The 20,081-nt window shown below is 28.7% G+C and carries 19 protein-coding genes and 4 tRNA genes; 5 read left to right on the top strand and 18 right to left on the bottom strand.

The window, feature by feature from the left end; translation table 11 throughout:
• Nucleotides 1–6: 6 nt before the first annotated feature.
• The 7 genes from pyrH to L8V82_RS03450 are packed head-to-tail and all read right to left on the bottom strand — an operon-like array spanning nucleotide 7 to nucleotide 6,762.
• Nucleotides 7–732 carry a UMP kinase gene (gene pyrH / locus L8V82_RS03480; RefSeq protein WP_039628219.1) on the bottom strand — a complete coding sequence of 242 codons (726 nt, stop codon included), beginning with the start codon at nucleotides 730–732 and terminating at the stop codon, nucleotides 7–9.
• Nucleotides 733–787: 55 nt separating this feature from the next.
• Nucleotides 788–1,963, bottom strand: a complete 1,176-nt coding sequence (locus L8V82_RS03475) for a murein hydrolase activator EnvC family protein (protein ID WP_263724029.1) — start codon at nucleotides 1,961–1,963, stop codon at nucleotides 788–790.
• On the bottom strand, nucleotides 1,960–2,766 hold the full coding sequence (locus L8V82_RS03470; protein ID WP_263724028.1) for an ABC transporter permease: 807 nt from the start codon (nucleotides 2,764–2,766) through the stop codon (nucleotides 1,960–1,962). Before L8V82_RS03470 ends, L8V82_RS03475 begins: the two co-directional genes overlap by 4 nt.
• Nucleotides 2,753–3,409, bottom strand: coding sequence for a cell division ATP-binding protein FtsE (locus tag L8V82_RS03465; RefSeq protein WP_039642523.1), 657 nt, complete (start codon nucleotides 3,407–3,409; stop codon nucleotides 2,753–2,755). Before L8V82_RS03465 ends, L8V82_RS03470 begins: the two co-directional genes overlap by 14 nt.
• A gap of 32 nt (nucleotides 3,410–3,441) precedes the next feature.
• A complete protein-coding gene (trmB, locus tag L8V82_RS03460; RefSeq protein ID WP_263724027.1) occupies nucleotides 3,442–4,632 on the bottom strand; it encodes a tRNA (guanosine(46)-N7)-methyltransferase TrmB in 1,191 nt (396 codons plus the stop codon).
• Nucleotides 4,632–5,846 (bottom strand): fibronectin type III domain-containing protein, encoded by a 1,215-nt coding sequence (locus L8V82_RS03455; RefSeq protein ID WP_263724026.1) that lies wholly within the window; start codon nucleotides 5,844–5,846, stop codon nucleotides 4,632–4,634. The genes trmB and L8V82_RS03455 overlap by 1 nt, the downstream gene beginning before the upstream one ends.
• Entirely contained in the window at nucleotides 5,800–6,762 is a 963-nt protein-coding gene (locus L8V82_RS03450) for an RluA family pseudouridine synthase (protein ID WP_263724025.1), read from the bottom strand. The genes L8V82_RS03455 and L8V82_RS03450 overlap by 47 nt, the downstream gene beginning before the upstream one ends.
• A 72-nt stretch (nucleotides 6,763–6,834) precedes the next feature.
• Here L8V82_RS03450 and L8V82_RS03445 point away from each other — a divergent pair, with 72 nt between their 5' ends.
• Nucleotides 6,835–7,944 carry an FtsW/RodA/SpoVE family cell cycle protein gene (locus L8V82_RS03445; RefSeq protein WP_263724024.1) on the top strand — a complete coding sequence of 370 codons (1,110 nt, stop codon included), beginning with the start codon at nucleotides 6,835–6,837 and terminating at the stop codon, nucleotides 7,942–7,944.
• Nucleotides 7,945–7,996: 52 nt separating this feature from the next.
• A tRNA-Ile gene (locus L8V82_RS03440) sits at nucleotides 7,997–8,073 on the top strand.
• A gap of 635 nt (nucleotides 8,074–8,708) precedes the next feature.
• Here L8V82_RS03440 and L8V82_RS03435 read toward each other — a convergent pair.
• From L8V82_RS03435 to L8V82_RS03420, 4 genes are all read right to left on the bottom strand, one after another.
• A complete protein-coding gene (locus tag L8V82_RS03435; protein WP_263724023.1) occupies nucleotides 8,709–9,461 on the bottom strand; it encodes a hypothetical protein in 753 nt (250 codons plus the stop codon).
• A 276-nt stretch (nucleotides 9,462–9,737) separates the two neighbouring features.
• The gene (traN, locus tag L8V82_RS03430) at nucleotides 9,738–10,232 is read right to left on the bottom strand and encodes a conjugal transfer protein TraN (protein WP_263724074.1); all 495 of its coding nucleotides are present in this window, start codon (nucleotides 10,230–10,232) and stop codon (nucleotides 9,738–9,740) included.
• A 911-nt stretch (nucleotides 10,233–11,143) separates the two neighbouring features.
• A tRNA-Met gene (locus L8V82_RS03425) sits at nucleotides 11,144–11,219 on the bottom strand.
• Nucleotides 11,220–11,232: 13 nt separating this feature from the next.
• Nucleotides 11,233–11,307: transfer RNA gene (locus tag L8V82_RS03420), tRNA-Gln, on the bottom strand.
• Between the two features lie 109 nt (nucleotides 11,308–11,416).
• Here L8V82_RS03420 and L8V82_RS03415 point away from each other — a divergent pair.
• Nucleotides 11,417–12,439, top strand: coding sequence for a bifunctional 3,4-dihydroxy-2-butanone 4-phosphate synthase/GTP cyclohydrolase II (locus tag L8V82_RS03415; RefSeq protein ID WP_263724022.1), 1,023 nt, complete (start codon nucleotides 11,417–11,419; stop codon nucleotides 12,437–12,439).
• Here the strand turns inward: L8V82_RS03415 and L8V82_RS03410 are convergent.
• The 5 genes from L8V82_RS03410 to L8V82_RS03390 are packed head-to-tail and all read right to left on the bottom strand — an operon-like array spanning nucleotide 12,429 to nucleotide 17,795.
• Complete coding sequence (locus L8V82_RS03410) at nucleotides 12,429–13,379, bottom strand: SAM-dependent methyltransferase (RefSeq protein WP_318529671.1); 951 nt, start codon at nucleotides 13,377–13,379, stop codon at nucleotides 12,429–12,431. The genes L8V82_RS03415 and L8V82_RS03410 overlap by 11 nt on opposite strands.
• Before the next feature lie 2 nt (nucleotides 13,380–13,381).
• Nucleotides 13,382–14,188, bottom strand: a complete 807-nt coding sequence (locus L8V82_RS03405) for a M23 family metallopeptidase (RefSeq protein ID WP_263724020.1) — start codon at nucleotides 14,186–14,188, stop codon at nucleotides 13,382–13,384.
• A complete protein-coding gene (glyS, locus tag L8V82_RS03400) occupies nucleotides 14,185–16,179 on the bottom strand; it encodes a glycine--tRNA ligase subunit beta (protein WP_263724019.1) in 1,995 nt (664 codons plus the stop codon). The genes L8V82_RS03405 and glyS overlap by 4 nt, the downstream gene beginning before the upstream one ends.
• A 33-nt stretch (nucleotides 16,180–16,212) precedes the next feature.
• On the bottom strand, nucleotides 16,213–16,353 hold the full coding sequence (locus tag L8V82_RS03395; RefSeq protein WP_087685579.1) for a hypothetical protein: 141 nt from the start codon (nucleotides 16,351–16,353) through the stop codon (nucleotides 16,213–16,215).
• Nucleotides 16,353–17,795: an alanine/glycine:cation symporter family protein gene (locus L8V82_RS03390; RefSeq protein WP_263724018.1), complete on the bottom strand. Its 1,443-nt coding sequence runs from the start codon at nucleotides 17,793–17,795 to the stop codon at nucleotides 16,353–16,355. The genes L8V82_RS03395 and L8V82_RS03390 overlap by 1 nt, the downstream gene beginning before the upstream one ends.
• A gap of 220 nt (nucleotides 17,796–18,015) precedes the next feature.
• Here L8V82_RS03390 and L8V82_RS03385 point away from each other — a divergent pair, with 220 nt between their 5' ends.
• Together L8V82_RS03385 and L8V82_RS03380 are read left to right on the top strand one after the other, a co-directional pair.
• Nucleotides 18,016–18,768 carry an amino acid ABC transporter permease gene (locus L8V82_RS03385; protein ID WP_263724017.1) on the top strand — a complete coding sequence of 251 codons (753 nt, stop codon included), beginning with the start codon at nucleotides 18,016–18,018 and terminating at the stop codon, nucleotides 18,766–18,768.
• Nucleotides 18,761–19,489 (top strand): amino acid ABC transporter ATP-binding protein, encoded by a 729-nt coding sequence (locus tag L8V82_RS03380; RefSeq protein WP_039617973.1) that lies wholly within the window; start codon nucleotides 18,761–18,763, stop codon nucleotides 19,487–19,489. Before L8V82_RS03385 ends, L8V82_RS03380 begins: the two co-directional genes overlap by 8 nt.
• Here the strand turns inward: L8V82_RS03380 and L8V82_RS03375 are convergent.
• On the bottom strand, nucleotides 19,486–19,953 hold the full coding sequence (locus L8V82_RS03375; RefSeq protein ID WP_263724016.1) for a tRNA (cytidine(34)-2'-O)-methyltransferase: 468 nt from the start codon (nucleotides 19,951–19,953) through the stop codon (nucleotides 19,486–19,488). The genes L8V82_RS03380 and L8V82_RS03375 overlap by 4 nt on opposite strands.
• 13 nt (nucleotides 19,954–19,966) lie before the next feature.
• A tRNA-Arg gene (locus L8V82_RS03370) sits at nucleotides 19,967–20,043 on the bottom strand.
• Nucleotides 20,044–20,081 lie beyond the last annotated feature (38 nt).

Below are 20,081 nucleotides of genomic sequence, written 5' to 3'. Positions count from 1 at the left end.
TTACCTTTAATCTTGATTTTTAACAATAGAGCATAAACTCATATCGCCTTGGATGATTTTTAATAAATTTCCTTCTTTAAACATATTACATACCACAATAGGTAAAGCATTATCTTTAGCTAAGGCTATTGCAGTATCATCCATAACTTTAATATTATCATGCAAAGCTCTTTCATAACTTAGCTCATTAAGCATAATTGCATCATCATATTTTTTAGGATCTTTATCATAAATTCCATCTACCTTAGTTGCTTTAATAATCATATCTGCTTGAATTTCTACCGCTCTTAAAGTTGCAGCAGTATCTGTAGTAAAATAAGGATTACCTGTACCACAAGCAAAGATAACTATACGTCCTTTTTCTAAATGTCTATGTGCTCTTCTCATGATATAAGTTTCACAAAATGCTTCCATTTGAATAGCACTTTGAACCCTTACATCAAGCCCAGCGCTTTCTAATGCTTCTTGCATAGCTATAGAATTAATCACAGTAGCAAGCATACCCATATGATCGCCACTTGTTCTTTTTATAAGTCCATCTCTTGCAGCAGATACCCCTCTAATGATATTTCCACCGCCTATTACTATACCTACTTCAACATTTTCATTAATCAAGCTTTTTATTTCAGAAGCTATGTATTTTAAAATAGAATTTTCTATACCAAACCCATTTTCTCCAGCCAAAGCTTCCCCAGAAAATTTAACCAATACTCTTTTTCTTTTATTGTTCATTAAATTTCTCCTTTGATTTGAAACTATATCAAAATTCGCATTAAAAAAAACTAATTTATTTAATCATTTCTAAAGGATTAATATGAAAATTCTTTTGTGTTACTTCAAAAGTTAAATCACTCTCAACCCTGCCTATAATATAACCTTTTTTAATATTTCTACCCACTTTAACCCCAGGTGCAATTTTATCTAAATGTGCATAAATAGTATGTATACCATCTTTATTTTCAACAATCACAACTTGTTTTAAAGTTGGAGTTGCTTTTGCAAAAACCACTTTACCATCTAAAACATTTCTCACTGCAGCATTAGCACTATCACTTTTTAAAACTACATTTTCATTATAAATTTTAATATTATAAATAGGATCTATGTAATTTCCAAATTTTTGTTTTACTGTGTAAGATTCTAAAGGGGCGATTGTCTTGGGGCCACTATAGCGCTTAACACTGCTTGTTTGATAGCTTGAACCCACTTGTTTTATGTTTGAATTTGGTTTTTTGTCTTCTTTTTTTTGTGCTAATTTTTCTTCTTCTTTTTCTTTGATAATTTTTAATTTATTAAGTGTTTTTCTTAATTCTTGTTGTTGGGCTTGTAAATTAGAAAGTTTTCTAGTATAAATTTCCTTATCGGTTTTTTGCTTAGCTATTTCTTGTTCTTGTTTTTTTCTAAGATTTCTAAGCTCATCAATTTGATCTTTATAAACTTTTAAATTGCTATTAATTGTAGTGATTTGTGTTTGTTTTTCTTCTATTTTTTTGCTTATATCTTCATAATCTTTTGAAATTTGGTAAAATTCTTCCTTAAAAATTTTATCCAAAACCCCAACTAATTCTAAAGCTATAATACTATCTTCACTTTCAATATAATTTTTAGGAATTGCCAAATCATAAGCAAAATCTTTAGCAATTAAATCGATTATCTTTCCTTCGATTTTATTTTTATTTTGCAAAAGATCTTTATTTTGCACATTAAGTTGTTCTAGTGCTTTTATTTGAGTTTTTACCGAGCTTTCAAGCTTAGAGGTTTTTGAAGTTAAAGTGCTAATTTCTGAAGCGATTTTTTTTAAATTTTTCTCATTATCTAAAATTTCACTAGCTAAATCTTCTAATTTTTTAGAAAGTTGCTTTACTATACGTTCATTTTCTTTAATATCTTTTTGCTTTTGCGCAATTTCATTTGCAAATAAAACAGAAAAAGAAAACAAAAAAAGCAAAAAGCATTTTTTCATTTTCTAACCTTAAACATTACAAAATTCACACAAGCAAAACAAACACAAAGCATTGCTAAAAAAATCAAAAACAAATGTGTGAAAATACTTATTTTAGGCAAGCTAATATCCACACTTTGTAAAGCTAGCTTAATAGATTCAAGATCGTAAACTTGGGTAAAAAATAATACAAGCAACAAAAATGCTATAAAACAATCAATAAAAACAATCTTATAAAGCATAAAAGATCTAAACCAAAACGGCGCCCCAAGTAAACACATGATTTCCACTCTTTGAGTATGCTCAAAAAGCCAAATTTTCATTTGCTTAAGTAATAATACAAAACTAAGCAATATTATAATAAACAAGAAAAACCATAATAAAAATTTTACCAAAACCAAAAGTTTGTAAATTTTTGTATGCGTTTTTGCAAAAGTTTCTACTTTAGTAATATTAGGATTTTTTAAAAGCTTATCTTTTAAAGCATTTAGTTCATCTTCTGACAAAAGTTTATTGAGTTTTAAAGTATAAAATTTTGGCAATGTAGCCTTTAAAACCTCTATGTTTTTGGCTGATATATCATTTTTAAGTCTGTCTATCATTTCATTTGGATTTAAAATTTCTAAAGACTGAAAATGACTTACTTGATCTTCTATGCTTTTTTTATCTAAGTGAGTTTTTCCTACTAAAATGATATTATAGTCTTTATTTAAAAGTTTTTCATAATATTCAATAGTTTTATTTGTGATAATCAAAAACTCAAAAGCAAACATCATCACCATTAAAGCAAATATTAAAGAAAGATGATTTTTAAAAGATTTCATTCATTCTCCCATTTTCTATATTAAAACGACGATAATCAAGTCTTAAATTAGTAGGAATTCTATGTGTAACAACTACCACGCAAGTTCCAAGTATTTCTCTAGCTGATTTTAATAAAGTCCATATAATATCTGAAGAATACTCATCTAAATTTCCCGTTGGTTCATCACATAAGAGTAATTTTGGATTATGCGCCAAAGCTCTTGCCATAGCCACACGTTGTTGCTCTCCACCTGAAAGCTGAGCTGGCTTTTTATCAGCTTTGAAAGTTAAATTTACATGCTTTAAAAGCTTTGCGGCTTGCTCTTTACATACATTCTTACTATAACCTTTAATCATCAAAGGTAACATTACATTTTTTTCTACACTAAATTCTTGAACTAAACGATAATCTTGAAAAATAATTCCTATTTTTTGCCTAAGCTGCAAAAGCTCAGCATTAGAAATATCCACTAAGTCATTATTACAAACCTTTAAGCTTCCACTTATTGGCTCCAAATCTCCATAGAAAGATTTTAACAAAGTTGATTTTCCACTACCACTTTTTCCTGTAATAAAAACAAAATCATTATCTTTTAGCGAAAAACTAGCATTTTCTATAACAAGTTCATCATAACCAAGACAAAGCTTTTTAGCTTCTATCATCACTACTTTTTCCTTATTTATTTTATAAATTATTATTTGATATAAGAATACAATATTTCTCTTAATTTTTCTATAGCTTTTAAATTTTCTTTAGTTTTAAAGGGTTGCTCAAAGATAAATTCTATTTTTTGTGTATTTAAAGCTATATAAACATGTTCAGGCTTGTAAAAAGCGCCAAAAGCTATTTTAATGATAAGCCCATCATCCTTAATATACATTTTTTCAAAATGCAAGAAAAAATCCTCACCTTTAAAAACTTCATTTTTAAAATTCTTTTTTACACAAGCTAATTCTTCTGTGTTTAATTTTAAATCTTCAATAGCAAATTTTTGATCCTTGCTTAAACTTTCACTCTTGCTAAAACCACTGATGATTAAATTATATATATCTTTATTTTGTCTTTTCCAGCGATCTTCGTATTTACTTGAAATTTCTAAATTTTCATTTTTTTTGATTAAAGCTTTTAAATGCGAAAAAGTTAAAAAAGTTTCCAAAGTAAAATCAAAATATAAAAAGCTATCCGTTCTAAGTTCAAATTGTCCATTTTCTTTTAAAACTCTAGCACATTCATTTGCAAAATTTAACCCCACTACCCTACGGTGAGGCTTTTTATCCCAAGGAACAGGAAAATGCAAAAAGATTTTATCTACCAAGTTAGATTCAAGTACGCTTAATAATAATCTTGCATCAGTTTCTATTAATAAAACATTATTTAAGTTTTCACTTAAGGCAAGTTTAGCTACTTGCTCTAATGCAGGGGTGTAAATTTCTATACCTATAATCAAAACATCAGGATTTAATCTTGCTTGATAAAGCAAATGCCTACCACTTCCAAAGCCTATTTCAATAAAAATTTGCTTTTTGTTTTTTATTTGCTCTAACAACTCTTTTAAATCATTAGCAATTAAAGGTGTTTTTTGGATTAACCTTGTGTGTTTTAACGCCACAGCTTCACAGACTACATCTTGAGTGAAATTTTCTTTAAACACAAGTAAAGCTTTTTGCAAGTACCCAATTTGCGAAGGTTTAGTGTGTTTTTCACCTTTAATAAGCCATTCTTGTTTTTTTTCATCTTTTTTAATCTGCAAAAAAAAGTTTTCTTGCTTTATGCGCGTAAAAAGCAAATCAACATTTTCACCTTTAGCAAGCCATAAAAATTCAACCCCATCTTTTTCAAAAGGAAGTTGAATTTCTTTTAAAATTTTACACTTAAAATTTGGCATTATTTCACCGCTGTAAATTTATCAGAAGCTTTTGATTCTATACCATTTGCATCAATAGCTATAACTTCATAACTATACACTTTTCCAGGAACAGCTGTGATATCTTTTAATTGTTTAGATTTAATCTCTTTAAACACAGCATTACTTCCACCGCCACTTCTTTTAACTATATACTCTTTAGCTCTATCATCATTATCAACCCATTCAACTCTAATACCATCATCTTCAATAGCACACAAAACAATACTTGGCGCTAATGGTGCTCCTAGGGTAATACCTTCTACAGGCTCGCTTGCTATAGGACTTTCCAAGCCATCTTTATCGACCATACTAACTTTATAATATCTTTTTTCAGCCACACCTTTAACTACATCTTCATAAGTATTTTCAGAAGTTTTAGCTACCACGCTAAAAGGTAAAAAGGTGGTTGAGCTAGAATAAATTTTATAATAAGCAAAATCAGCATAATCAATTTTATCCCAAGTTAAAATGATTTTTCTTGGCGCATCTTTACTTGCTTGTAAATTACTTACCATAGGAGGAAGCGCTTTGGTAGTTGATTCGACTATCTTACTTGGAGTACTTTTAATACCATCATAAGTTAAAGCTATAATTCTATATTGAAAGCTTTCATCAGGTTTTAATGAATCATCTATATATTCAGCACTTAAACGATTTTTAACCCTAGTTAATTCTTTAAATTTCATATCTTTCATGTTTGCACGCTCAATGATGTATGAATTTACTCTTACATCAGGATGTGGTCTCCAAACTATTTTTACACGATTTGGCAAACCAACAATAGCTTGCACAAAAGGTACTGGATCAATCACTCTATTTGTAAAAGCTTCTATGCTTACACCATCTTGAGAAACTTGTCCAAGCTCATTAAAGGTTTTCATAGAATAATAATATCTTGTATTTGGCTCTAAATTTGTATCAGTATAATGAGTTTGAAATTTATTTTTAATTTTTGCTATAAGCTCCATAGGTGCACCAGCTGCATTTGCTCTATAAATATAATATCCTGCTATATTTTGATCATACAATGGTTCCCATTCAAAAGCTATACTTGTAATATCACTTATACTTTTAATGCTTGAAATTTTTGGTAAAGTATCATTTACTTGGGCAATTTGAGGCGAACTCATAGTTGTACTACAAGCACTAAAAGCTAAAGCAGAACTTAAGATAATCCAGTGAAGTTTTTTCATCTATCTCTCCTTGTGTAAAATTTTCTTTTAAAATTTGATAAAAATCATCAAACATAGGAGCTTTTATAAACATTAACTCTTTAGTCCTAGGATGAATAAAATAAATCAAATACGCATGAAGCATTACTCTATTATACTTTATTTTTCCTTTATATCCGTATAATTCATCTCCTAAAATATAGCGATTAAAATCTGCCAAATGCACCCTAATTTGATGGGTTCTTCCTGTGTATAACTTAGCAGCTATCAAAGAGCAGTTTTTAGCACTTAATAAATTTATAAAATCTGTTTTTGCATTTTTTGCTAAAGGATTTTTGGTATTTGTAGTAATTTTTTTAAGCCTATTATTGGGACAACGCATAATGGCTTTTTCATTACTCATTTTATCATTTTTCAAAGGCAATTCACTCAAAGCAAGGTAAAATCTACCCATACTTTTATCTAAAAGCTGATTTGCTAGAAATTGATGCGCTTGATTGTTTTTAGCTATGATGATAGCTCCACTTGTGCCTTTATCAAGTCTATGCACAAGCCCTGCTCTATGCTCTCCATTTAAATTTGATAAAGCATAGCCCTTATGTAAAAGCCAATCCACCAAAGTCGCTTCTTTAACACTACTTGCACCATGTACGACAACATTAGGAGCTTTGTTTAAAACTAAAACATCATCATCTTCATATAAAATTTCTATATCAAACTCAGGCGTGTAGCTTTCTTTGGCTTCTTTTACTAAAGGTAAAAAAATACTTATTTCATCTTTTTGTTTTATTTTTTTAGAACTTTTATTTTCTAATTTTTCATTAATATATATGCAGTTTTCTTTGATAAGTTTAGTAACTTGCGAACGACTTTGCTTAAGTATATCTGATAAAAAAATATCCAATCTTTCTTCACAAAGTGATGAAATTTTTAGCATATTATATTTCCTTGTGATAAAATTTGCAATTTTAGCATATAATTACACAATATTTTGTAAAAAAGGTTAGCTTTGATAAAACTTGATAGAAGAATTCTAACGCATTTTGATTTTGTTCAACCTCTTTTAGTGTTGCCTATCATAGCTATATCTTTTCTTTTAATTTATGAAGCAAATACACGCTTAGCCGAAAAACAATTTATCTATACTTTAGTGGGTTTTACAGGATTTGCGTTTTTTTTCTTTTTACCTTTAAGAAGATTAATGTGGCTTATACCTGTATTATATTGGATCAATATAGCTTTGCTTTTGAGCGTGGATATTTTTGGTGTTGAAAAACTTGGAGCTAGAAGATGGCTTGAGATACCTTTTACACATTTTACCATACAGCCTTCTGAAATTTTTAAGCCTTCTTTTATTTTAATGTTAGCTTATTTGATTTATCAAAACCCTCCACCTCATAATGGCTATGGTTTAAAACAATTTTTAAAGCTAAGTTTTTATATTTTACTCCCATTTTTACTTATAGCAGGAGAACCTGATTTAGGAACAGCTTTAGTACTTTTAATAGTAGGCTTTGGAACACTTTTTATTATAGGAGTAAATTATAAAATTTGGCTTAGTATTTTTTTAGCTATAGCTATAGCTTCACCTATTATTTATAGTGATTTTTTAAAACCTTATCAAAAACAAAGAATTCATGATTTCTTAGCTGAAGAGCCAAGTTACCATGTAAAACAATCCATCATTGCTATAGGAAGTGGTGGTTTGAGCGGAAAAAAGGCCGATGAAGCCACACAAACACATTTTAAATTTTTACCTATTTCTACGAGTGATTTTATCTTTGCATATTTATCTGAAAGATTTGGTTTTATCGGTGCGGTTGTAATCATACTGCTTTATACCTTACTCATTTTTCACTTATTGAGTTTAAATTATAAGCTCAAAGATGATTATTTTACAAGAGTAGTGACAAATTGCATTGCTTTATTTATTTTCATATATGTAGCAGTAAATATATCAATGACTATAGGTTTTGCTCCTGTTGTTGGCATACCTATGCCATTTTTTAGTCATGGGGGAAGTTCTTTTGCTACCTTTATGATTTTCTTTGGAATTTTACAAAATTTAATAACTTTTAGATATTTAGCAATAGAAAAAGCGGTAAAAATAAAATTCTAAATTTAAATTAAGGAAATAAAGATATAATAACATTTTTATTTTAACTTCTGGCGGATTTATAGCTCAGTTGGTTAGAGCAACCGGCTCATAACCGGTTGGTCGCAGGTTCGAGTCCTGCTAAATCCACCATTTATTTTTTACTCCCGAGTGTTTTTTTGGCAAATTATATTCAAAATATTAAAAAAGAGTTTTTATATTTTCAAAAATAGCTTTTTGTATATTATATAAACAACCATAATAATAATTTATTTTACACCTAAATTATATATTAGGTATAAATCTTTTTCATAGATAAAACTAATTATACTATGTGAGCTATTATCATACTTTATAATATTTTCTAAAGCTTTGAAAAATCACTAGGAATTTTGATAATCAAATTTTCATTTTTTAAGTTTAATTTCTTAAATGATAGGTTTTATTATCATAGTAAAAACTTTGGTTTAAAAATACTTTTTTAAAAAATATATAGTCTTTATAAAAAAGCTTCTTGGTAAATTTTATTTAAAATTTATATCCAGATTGATATAAACCTTTATATCAATCTATGTTATTGATTTAATATCATCATATAAAACTTCATCTTGTGAATTTGGATTTGTAAAACCTTGTTTTAAAAGCATATATCTATTAAACCTAGTTACATTACCCAAATTCTTTAAAACATCTCTCTTGTATTGCTTTTAAAATCTTGCTATTTTTTAAATCAATTACAAAGTTTTTATTTTAATTAACAAACCACACCTGCTAAATCTATCATTTACCTACTTCAACCTCACATTCATAATCATATTAGATAAAAAGATACTATCTTTATCAAAGCTTTTTAAGTTATATTCTAGTTTTAAATATCTTTTTTGTATATCTTGCATTAAAGTTGAAAGATTGTATAAACTTAAACTTTCTAATATATTTATAAGTTCTATCTTACTTAAAGTATTAAAATCATTTAACAAGCTAAGATAATTACTTATAATAGAAGAAGAATTGATATTGTGAAATATAATTTTATTTTTTATATCTTCTTTAATAAAAAATTGATTATTTTTTATATAAAAATAATCTTTAAGATGATGATTACTTAATATTTGATTGTAAAAACTTAAAAGACTTTCTTTGCTATTTAAGTCTATAAAATTTAAAAATATATTTTCTTTTAATAATGCTTCTTGTAATTGTTTTAAGTTTTTAAAAGCTTGATTTATACTAGAAGTATTTTTTAAAGCATAAATGATATTATCATCTTTAGAAATTTTTCTATTTATATTATATTGCAATAAAGGATTTTTATAAAGTGTATCACTATTGATTAAGATATTGATATGAAAAGATTCTTTACTTTTATTAGTTAATTGAAGCAAAAATATAACATCTTTTATAACTTGTAAAATATCATTTGCTACTTCACCATAGCCCCAAGTAAAGATAATATGATTATCATCTATATTTGTAGCACCAAATAATAAAGAAGGTGCAAAAATTAAAGCACTAAGGAATAAAATGTAAAATCTTTTCATCAATTGTATTAAAGAAGTTAAAGAGTTTGTTTGATATAATTATATTAAGGGTGCAACGCCAAAGGGGCGCAACCCTTTAGCGTTAATTTACCGCCCAGAAGGGAGGTGAGCATAATGCTAACAAAAATTATCCTTATAATTATACTCTTAACACTTTGCTATGTCAAGGCTTATTGAGTATCCCCTGCTTTTGCAGGGTTTAGAACAATCCCTTTGGCTTTTACCAAACAAACTTTTAACTAAACTCTATCTCCTTTCTATAATTTTATTTTCTTTTTAATTAGTAGGCTTTCTTGTTAAATTCTCAAGATTGCTTTCAACCTTTTCTTGTATTTTTATAGAATCAGCTTGTATTTTATCTACATCAATACTTCCAACAATATCAGCAATAAATTCACTTAAATCTATTTCACTAAAATCTAACTTTTGAAATTCTTCTGGAGTAAATCCTCTACAATCAGGACTCTTTGGAGAACCCCAACCTCTTTTAATTTGTGGGCGTCCTTGTTCATTAAATATTCTTGCTAATTTTGAATTAAAACAACAATGTGTTTTTTTATGCTGAATACAACCTATGAATTTAATTTTTTTAGAGCAATATTCACCAACTTCTACACATCTATTTTGCTTATTGAGTTTTGCTAGCTTTTTTTCATCTTCTTTACAAGGTACAAGCCCTATAAATACTTTATCTTTATCACAGCAACCACCACCAGTTAAGCCAAAAAATTTGTCTTTAGAGCGACATCTATTATCTTTTCCATTAAAGATAAAAATTTGTCCTCCACAAGAACCATCATCTTCCCAACCATTATTATTTTCATCATTAATACCAACTTGAGTATCTTCATCTTCGATATGGCTAGTGCTTTTTTAAAACACAACTATTACATTAAAATAGTTATTGTTTTAAACATACAATATCTTTACTAACTTCTAAAACTATCTAAAGCATAGCATTTATATTTTATTTTACAGTATAAACAGGACATAAAATAAAATATTTAATATAGTATAATGTAGAATTATAGATATTAGAAAAAAATTAAATGATAATGATTTTAAAAAATGTTTATAGCTTTGAAAAAATAGCTAAAATTATATCAGGAGTTAAATCTTTAAAATAAAATTAATCTACTTTAGCAATTCATATAATAATAAATATTCTATTTTTAAAATTGCTTCTTGAACATATTAAACACTTGCTCTTCATTAGTCAGGCAGTATTTTCTTTGTTAGAATTTAAATCCACAATATTCTTTCCTTGAAATTCACACTCTAAAAATTTTAATATATCACCTATTTAGCAAAACAATATCACTTTTTTACACATTTTTACAATAAAATACAAAGTATGTGCAAAAGTATGTGCAAATGAAAAATATTTCATTAAAGTATGGATATTTAGGAGTTTAGTTGGTAAATTACACGCCTGCTAAATCCACCATTTTATTTAATCTCGTATTTTTATTTTGGTTAAAACTTTTTTTTAAATTTCATTCTTATTTTGATTCTTTTTTATATATTTTGCGTTAAAACCAAAAAATACATAATTTCGAATTTCTTATATGTTTAACTAGGGTATTAAAAATACTCAAGAGGTTAATGAAAATCATTAAAAGTAAGATTAACAAGTTTTATTTACTCTTAATTTAAATTCTTTGAAAAATTTTATAGGGAATTGGTTGCGAAGGGGAGATTTGAACTCCCGACCTTCGGGTTATGAGCCCGACGAGCTAACCACTGCTCTACTTCGCGGCATCATATGAAGTGGATGGGGTAAAGGGATTCGAACCCCTGAATGACAGGACCAAAACCTGTTGCCTTACCGCTTGGCGATACCCCAATAAATGAAGTAATTTTTAAATTAAAAGTGGTATTATATATTATTTTTTACATAATGTCAAGAAAAATGTTATATAATTTCTTAAAAAATAGAAAAAAGGAGATTAATAGTGGGATATGTTAGTGTAGAACAAGCTATAAAAGAACTTCAAGATGGCAAAATGCTAGTTATGGTAGATGCAGAAGATAGAGAAAACGAAGGAGATTTGATTTTCCCTGCACAATTTAGCTCACAAGAAAAAGTAAATTTTGCCATTACTCATGCAAGAGGTGTGGTGTGTGTAGCATTGAGTGAGAACTTAGCTAAAAAATTTGAATTACCTTTAATGGTGCCTAAAAATACATCAAATCACGAAACAGCTTTTACCATCACTGTCGATGCAAAAAATGCAACAACAGGAGTAAGTGCTTATGAAAGGGATATGACTATACAAATTTTTGCTGATGATAATGCAAAGGCAAGTGATTTTGTGCGTCCTGGTCATATTAATCCTTTGATAGCAAAAAAAGGCGGGGTTTTAGAAAGAACAGGCCATACAGAAGGCACGGTGGATTTATGTCGCTTGGCAGGATTAAAAGAAGCATGTGTGATATGTGAGATTGTTAAAGATAATGGAGATATGGCTAGAAGAAGCGATTTGCTTGAGTTTTGCAAAAAACACGATATTAATATGATTACTATTTCAGATTTAATCGAGTATCGTCTAAAAAATGAAAGTTTGATTTCTTTAATTAAAGAAGAAGAAAGTATTTTAGCAGGTTTTAAAGCTAAAAAAATGACTTTTAAAGATCACAATGAAAATGAACACATAGCTTTTAGCTTTGGCACTTTGAAAGAATGCGAGAATGTTAAATTTTATCTTAGTGGAAGCGACTTTGAGCTTCTAACTTCTAATAAATTTAATGAATTATTAAAACAGATTGAATTTTTAAGTCAAAAAGGTGGTGTAATTATTTTCATGAAAAATGAAAAACAAGAAAACACACAATTTAAAAATTACGGCATAGGAGCGCAAATTTTAAGGTATTTAAAAATTTCAAAAATCAAACTTCTAAGTCAAAATACCGATAAAGAATTTATAGGCTTAAAAGGTTTTGGGCTTGATATTACAAGCAGTGATTTTAAAGCTTAAATTCTAAAAACTTAAACTTATCGCCAAAGTTAAACATCAAATTTTTACTTTGGTTGATAAAGTTTTTACAAATTTGAGGGTTAGTATTTTTAGCTTGCTCGATAATTTCTTCTAAGCCAAAGTCAATTAAAGCTTGATTTTGATTTTTATATTCCAACACCTCAAAGCCCTCTTCTTTTAAAACTTGTAAAAAATGATCAAAATTTACATTATATGTAATATCGCTTTTAGCAAAAAAATCTTTTAAATTCTCTTCAAAAAGATTATACACTTGGTGATTTTTATACATTCTAATACTAATTTTTTCTTCTTTTTTTGCATAATCAAAACATGCAAAAGTTAGTTTTTCACAAGTTTGTTTTAATTTGGATAAAAAAGGTTTATAAGAGATACAAAGCTCACTATTAGTGATAGCATATTCTTCACATTCTTTTAAAAGATCTTCACTCATAGCTTTAAAAATAATGTTTAAATCATCATCAACATATGCCATTGTTCTATCTTTTATAAGTTCACACGCAAAACAATCAAATAATTCATTAGCATAAAAAAAGGCATTTTTAAAATGACATTCTTCTAAAGAATTATAAATTTTCACGTCCAAATCATATTCATCAAAAAGTTTTTTTTGAACACTTCTTAACTTTTCATGCGGCTCTATGACAAAACACTCAATCTGCTCTAAAATATCAGCTCTAAGAGTGTATAAAGCTTGTATGAAATCAAGCATTAAATGCCCTTCATTTGCTCCTATTTCTACAACTTCAACCGGTAAAGTTAGTTTTTTATCATCTATAAGTTTTAAAAAATGATTAGCTAAGAGCACTCCAAAAAGATTTCCCACACTAACTGCGGTATAAAAATCTCCGTTTTTGCCAACACTCACAGCTTGGGAGTAATATTTATCAATCCAATTTTGAAAAAACTCACTAAAAGCTATCATTATAAAGCATTAAATTTAGCGATAAAATCAAGTGGATCAACTTGCACACCATTAACTAAAATTCCAAAATGCAAATGTGGCCCTGTAACCCTACCACTAGCTCCACTCAAACCTACAAGCTCGCCTTTTTTTACCTTTTGTCCTACTTTTACATTAAGTTTTGATAGATGATAATATTGAGAATAAATCCCATATCCATGGTCAATCACTACTGAATTTCCCGCATAGTAACGATTTGAAGCAATCCTTACAATACCATCATTGCTCGCATAAATTTTTGTCCCACTTGCTGCTCTAAAATCAGTTCCACTATGATAACTTTTAAGAGTGTCATTAAACAATCTTGCTTTTCCAAAATCACTTGTAATTTTACTTTCTAAAGGGTATGTAAAATTGCCTTCAAATAAAGCTGTATTAGTATAAGTATTGTAAACCTTAATAGCTTCTTGATATTCTTTGCTAATGCGATCAAGTGTTTCTTTAGGTGGATTAACCTTAGAAGCACTAACTTTTAAAAATTCTTTTTTATAGTTTCCTTCGCTAAATTTTATGTTAATTTCTTCTTTGGAATTATCTTTAAATTCAGCTATTAATTTTCTATCTTTGGGGTTTTTATAAGGCATAGCTATACTAACAATGACTTTATTTTTATACTCAAAAAAAGGAAGTTTTTTAGAATTTGAACTAACTTGTAAAAAATTATTTTTATCAAATTCTAAAAAAACTACTTGACCTTTTACAAGCTCAATCTCTCTAGCTTCTAAAGTAAAAATCAAAAAACATAGAAAAAAAAGAATTTTTCTCATACACTAAGCTCTTTAATATCAGCTATTTTTAAAAACTCACGATAAATTGCACATACTAAAGCTTGGCGATTGTTTTTAATATTTTCATCTTTGTCATTAATCATTACTTTATCAAAAAAAGTATCAATTTGTGGTTTGAGTGCAAAAAGGCTTTCTAAAAGCTCTTGGGTATTATTTTCTTTTGTTTTACACTGCATAAAAGCTTGGTATAAATCTTTTTCCTCTTGAGTGTTAAACAAATTCTCATTAACTTGAGCTTCACTCAATACTGCAATATTTGCCAAACGCTTAAAAGTAGCAAAATTTTGACTAAAATCTGCCTTATTTGCGCTTTGAATCAAAGCTTTCATACAAGAATCAATATAAATAACATCATAAGTTTTAGAGCTAAGCACAGCTTTAACAAAAGAAGCATTTACTTCATAAAAAGTATATAAACGCTCTAAGATAAAATCTAATAAAATTTTCAAATCAAAGCTTTTATACTCACTAGCTATTGCTTCTAAAAATATCTTAAGATCAAAATTTTTATTTAAAGCTAGGATAATTTTTAAAACACCATTTGCTGCTCTTCTTAAAGCATAAGGGTCTTTTGTACCACTTGGGATTTTCCCCATTGAAAAAAGCCCCATGAGTGTATCAAACTTATAAGCTAAAGCTACAATAGAGCTAAATTCATTACTTGGCATAGTTGAATTATCGCCATTTGGAAGATATTGTTCTTTAATCGCCAAAGCAAGCTCATCGCTCATACCCATAGCCTTAACATAATAAGATCCCATAATACCTTGAAGATCAGTAAATTCATATACCATTTGAGTGCTTAGATCAGCTTTTGAGTATTCTATAGCTTTTAAGATTTCATCTTTTTGGGTATTAGCAAAAATCTCACAAAGCTTAGCAGCGATTTTTTGTTCTCTAATAATTTTATCTTTTAAGGTTCCAAGTCCTTCAAGATAAACCATTTGGCTTATTTTATCATTATTTAAGCCCTGTGCTAAGTCATTTTTCCAAAAAAACATCGCATCGCTTAATCTTGCTCTTAAAACTCTTTCATTTCCATTAATGATTTTAGAATAATCCTCACAAACCGCATTAGAAACTACAATAAAATGATTGCTTAAAGTATTGTTTTTAAATACTGCAAAATAGCGTTGGTTTTCTCTCATGGAAGTGATGATTACCTCACTTGGGATTTCTAAATACTCTTTTTCAAAATGCCCTAATAATGCCTTTGGATACTCTGTGATAGCTACAACCTCAGCCAAAAGCTCATCATCTTCTGCAATAGTAATATCATTTTCTTTTTCAAGTGTCTTTAACTGTTCAATAATAAGCTTTTTTCTTTGTTCTTGATCTAAAATAATATAATTTTGCTCTAAAGTTTTAAAATACTCATCAATATTCGCAAAAGCTATCAAATCATAACTAACACTTCTATGCACAAAAGTACTTTTTGCACTTTTAACACCATAGCTTTCAAACTCAATCAACTCATCATTTAATACACAACAAAGCGAGCGAATAGCTCTAATAAATTCAAAGCTACCATCACCCCATCTCATAGTTTTACCAAAGCTCAAGCTTTTCAAGAAAGCTTCGATCATTTGAGCTAAAACTGCTTTGCTTTGTAAGCCTTGCACTTGTTTTTGGCAATACAAGACCTCCTTACCTTTAATTTCTTTAAATTCAAGCTCATCTTCTTTTAAACCACTTTTTTCTAAAAAGCTAAGTCCTGCTTGAGTAAGTTTTCCATCTTTATAAGCTATCGCCTTAGGTGCACCTATAAATTCCACAAAAGAATCATCTTGTTTTTCTTTAAAATTTTCATGGATAAAAACCAATCTTCTAGGAGTATAGAAAAATTTAAATTCAGATTCTAAATGATACTCTTGTAAAATCTTTTCCCATTTTTTAGTAATATTTGGAAGTTCTTTTAATAAAGGAATAGCAGGAAGCTCTTCTGTGCCTATTTCTATTAACAATTTCATTTTACACTCTTTTTTAAAAATTTTTAGTGTATTTTACCTATTTTTTTTAAAATCTTTCTTTGTTTTTAGTTTTTCTTCTCTTTGTTTAGCTTTTTCTTGCATTTGGCGGTTAAAGCCAAACACAAGAAAAACCATAAAAGCTACAAACAAAGCGATAATAATATAATCTATCATTAGTCCCAACACTCTGCGTTTTTAATACCAAGTTTTGAAGCGCTAAATACCGGATCTCTGCCTTGTCTTTTTTGTTCGCTAAAGTCTTTTAATACCTTTTTCACTATACCACCAAGCAATAAAATAGAAATGATATTAATCGTAGCCATAAACGCCATGGTAGTATCAGCCAAATCCCACGCAAATTTTAAATCCATATTTGCACCAATAAAAATCATAAGCACAGCACTTGCTTTAAAAAGATTGATAATAATAGGATTTTGAGTAAGGTATTTAATATTTGCTTGAGCATAATAGTAATTTCCTATCAAAGAAGTAATAGCAAATAAAACTATACTAACAGTAGTAAAATGTACACCTAAATTTCCATAATACTCTCTCATAGATTCTTGCACCAAAGGCAGGGCTGTTAAAATAGGCTTGCCATCTACGCCGATATTATTTGCATAAGCAAGTGAAAATAACACTAAAAATCCTGAACTTGTACAAATAATCACATCAATTAATACAGAAAATGCTTGAATAACCCCTTGTTTTGCAGGGTGAGTTGTAAGAGCTGAAGCTGCTGCATTTGGCGCTGAACCCATACCCGCTTCATTAGAAAATAATCCTCTTTTTATACCTATAACCAAAGCAGAACCTGCAAATCCACCAAAAATAGCTTCAAAATCAAAAGCACTTTTAAAAATCATAGAAAACACTTCAGGAATTTTATCAAAATTCATAAACATTGCTATGATAGATAAACCAACATAAATCATTGCCATAATAGGAACGATAACTGAGCTTACTTTACCTATTTTAGTGTGATCGCCAAAAAACATATAAGCTGCAAAAACAGCTAAAATTGCTCCTATTACAATAGGCCACCAACTTTGAGCAAAGCTTACTTCACTAGCATCAACCATACCTTTATAATAAAACTCAAACGCTGAAGTCATAGTTTGACTTTGAAGACCATTAAATCCATAAGCATAAGTAATGATTAAAATCACCGCAAATATAGCTCCAAGCCATTTTAAATTTAAAGCTTTGCTAATATAATAAGCAGGACCACCTTTAAAGCTTTTACCATCACGGCTTTTATAAACTTGTGCTAAAGTACTTTCTGCAAAAGCCGAGGCACCACCAAAAAACGCCATAGCCCACATCCAAAATAAAGCACCTGGTCCACCCAAAACAACTGCTACTGCGATACCTGCGATATTTCCTATACCAACTCTTGAAGCTGTTGAAATCATCAAAGCTTGAAAAGGAGTAATATGGTGTTTTTCATGCTTTTCTTGCTTTTCTGTTAAGATATCAAACACATAAGGGAGCATTCGAAATTGCACAAAACCGGTCAAATAACTGTAATAAAACCCTGTGACAATAAGTAAAATTACTAAAATAGAATAATACTGATTATTCACAAAGGCAACAAATTGGGATATCAAATCCATATTTATCTCCTTTTTTATAATTTCTGAGCATAAATTTATCATAAAAAAATGAATTTGTCATAAAAAAATATAATTTTAGGTTAAATTTATTTTATTTTTTAAAGCTATGTGAAAATTTAACTCAAAATACTAGTAATAAAATCACATAAGACACCTTTAAGTAAAAAGAAAACTTAATTTTTATACACTTATATTTTTAAAATTTTACAAGGTGTGTAAGTTGAAACAAAATACGATGAAAATTTTTGTATTTTTTGCCATTATTGTTTTTTGGGCTTATTTTTCATTTCCTATTGAAATTTTGCAAGTTAAAGATCAAAATGGTTTAGCCACAGGTGAATATGCTTATACTATAGAAGCCAAGGCTTATGTTCATAGTTATTTCACAACACTTGGTTTAACAGTGGGTGGAATTTTAATAGGTATTGTGCTTGGTTTTTTCCTAGCATTTTTAAGATTTTTAGAAATCCAAAGTTTAAATTTTATTATAGATGAATACATAGACATTATACGCGGAACCCCACTGCTTTTACAACTTTTAATTTTTTCAGTAGTGATTTTTGCCACTTGGAGTGATAATTTTTATGTAGCTATTATCGCGCTTGGACTTAATAGCTCTGCTTATGTAGCTGAAATCGTAAGAAGTGGAATTCAAAGTGTAGACAAAGGACAAATGGAAGCAGCAAGAGCAATGGGGCTTAATTATTCTACTTCTATGAGACTAATCATCTTCCCACAAGCAATTAAAAACATTTTACCTTCTTTAATGAATGAATTTATTTCTTTATTTAAAGAAACTTCGATAGTAGGCTATATTAGCGTTATGGATATTACCATGCAAAGTAAAAGCTTGCAAGCAATTTATTATAACCCTAAACCTATTATTTTTACAGGACTTGTGTATTATGTAAGTGTTAAAATTTTAACACTCATTGCAAGATTTATAGAAGTGAGATTAAATAAACATGATTAAAATAGAAAATTTGATTAAAAAATACGGAGATTTAGAAGTTTTAAAAGATATTAGCGTTGAAGTGCATAAAGGCGATATTATTGCTATTATAGGGCCTAGTGGAGGCGGAAAAAGTACTTTTTTACGCTGCTTAAACAAACTTGAAACACCAGATAGTGGTAATATTTATATTAATAATGTCAATATACTTGATAAAAAAGCAGATATCAATAAAATTCGTCAAAAAGTAAGCATGGTGTTTCAACATTTTAATCTTTTTAATAATAAAAATGTTTTAGAAAATTTATGCTTAGCACCAGTACAAACTAAAATCATGAGCAAAGACGAAGCAGTAAAAAAAGCGCGGGAACTACTCAAAAAAGTTGGCTTAAGTGACAAAGAAAGCTATTTTCCTCACAAGCTTTCAGGTGGACAAAAACAGCGTATTGCTATAGCAAGATCATTGATGATGAATCCTGATGTGATTTTATTTGATGAGCCAACTTCGGCTTTAGATCCTGAGATGATAGGTGAGGTTTTAAACATTATGAAAGAAGTGGCTAAAGAAGGTTTAACTATGCTTGTAGTTACACATGAAATGGGCTTTGCAAGAAATGTAGCTAATCGAATTTTCTTTATGGATAAAGGTATTATAGCAGTAGATGAATGTCCTAAAGTAGCTTTTGAAAACCCAAAAAATGAAAGATTGAAAGAATTTTTAAATCAAGTTTTAAATCATTAAAATTTTTCAAAAGAGGCAAAATTTTGCCTCAAAGCTTCATAACTCACTATGCCTACGCTTGTAGCTAAATTTAAACTTCTACCACAATCTCTCATCGGTATAGTAATAGCATTTTCCCATTTTTTTTGCATTAAATCCATAGGTAAACCAAAGCTTTCACTTCCAAAAAACAAAAAATCGCCTTTTTGATAATTTACGTCAAAATAAGCTTGAGTGGTTTTAGTTGTTGCAAAGAAAAATCTATCTTGAAATTCTTCATATTTTTTTAAAAAATCTTCTAAATTATCCCATAATAAAGGATTTAATTTTTTCCAATAATCAAGCCCTGCTCTTCTAACCGCCTTTTCATCAATACTAAAAAGTGGATTAATAATATGCAAAGTAAATCCTGCATTAAAACACATTCTACCTATACTTCCTGTATTTTGCGGTATACGAGGCTCAACTAAGACTATATGAAACATCTTTTTCCTTAAATGGTGTCCCCAGCAAGGTTTGAACTTGCGGCCTCAGAATTAGGAATTCTGCGCTCTATCCAGCTGAGCTATGAGGACAAATATTTTTATTATTTTAAGAAAAAATTTATTTTATA

It is taken from the genome of Campylobacter sp. IFREMER_LSEM_CL2151, assembly GCF_025771725.1.
Lineage (GTDB): Bacteria > Campylobacterota > Campylobacteria > Campylobacterales > Campylobacteraceae > Campylobacter_D > Campylobacter_D lari_C.
Note: the sequence above shows the minus strand (reverse complement) of the source record. Positions and strands in the feature narration are given on the sequence as shown.

What these genes read in the sequence shown, in the direction of transcription:
- L8V82_RS03390 (WP_263724018.1), bottom strand. Translation starts at nt 17,795, where the DNA reads ATGGATTTGATATCCCAATTTGTTGCCTTTGTGAATAATCAGTATTAT.
- L8V82_RS03375 (WP_263724016.1), bottom strand. Translation starts at nt 19,953, where the DNA reads ATGTTTCATATAGTCTTAGTTGAGCCTCGTATACCGCAAAATACAGGA.
- pyrH (WP_039628219.1), bottom strand. Translation starts at nt 732, where the DNA reads ATGAACAATAAAAGAAAAAGAGTATTGGTTAAATTTTCTGGGGAAGCT.
- L8V82_RS03475 (WP_263724029.1), bottom strand. Translation starts at nt 1,963, where the DNA reads ATGAAAAAATGCTTTTTGCTTTTTTTGTTTTCTTTTTCTGTTTTATTT.
- L8V82_RS03465 (WP_039642523.1), bottom strand. Translation starts at nt 3,409, where the DNA reads ATGATAGAAGCTAAAAAGCTTTGTCTTGGTTATGATGAACTTGTTATA.
- L8V82_RS03470 (WP_263724028.1), bottom strand. Translation starts at nt 2,766, where the DNA reads ATGAAATCTTTTAAAAATCATCTTTCTTTAATATTTGCTTTAATGGTG.
- L8V82_RS03455 (WP_263724026.1), bottom strand. Translation starts at nt 5,846, where the DNA reads ATGAAAAAACTTCACTGGATTATCTTAAGTTCTGCTTTAGCTTTTAGT.
- L8V82_RS03405 (WP_263724020.1), bottom strand. Translation starts at nt 14,188, where the DNA reads ATGAGAAAAATTCTTTTTTTTCTATGTTTTTTGATTTTTACTTTAGAA.
- L8V82_RS03435 (WP_263724023.1), bottom strand. Translation starts at nt 9,461, where the DNA reads ATGAAAAGATTTTACATTTTATTCCTTAGTGCTTTAATTTTTGCACCT.
- L8V82_RS03380 (WP_039617973.1), top strand. Translation starts at nt 18,761, where the DNA reads ATGATTAAAATAGAAAATTTGATTAAAAAATACGGAGATTTAGAAGTT.
- L8V82_RS03450 (WP_263724025.1), bottom strand. Translation starts at nt 6,762, where the DNA reads ATGCTAAAAATTTCATCACTTTGTGAAGAAAGATTGGATATTTTTTTA.
- glyS (WP_263724019.1), bottom strand. Translation starts at nt 16,179, where the DNA reads ATGAAATTGTTAATAGAAATAGGCACAGAAGAGCTTCCTGCTATTCCT.
- L8V82_RS03395 (WP_087685579.1), bottom strand. Translation starts at nt 16,353, where the DNA reads ATGATAGATTATATTATTATCGCTTTGTTTGTAGCTTTTATGGTTTTT.
- trmB (WP_263724027.1), bottom strand. Translation starts at nt 4,632, where the DNA reads ATGCCAAATTTTAAGTGTAAAATTTTAAAAGAAATTCAACTTCCTTTT.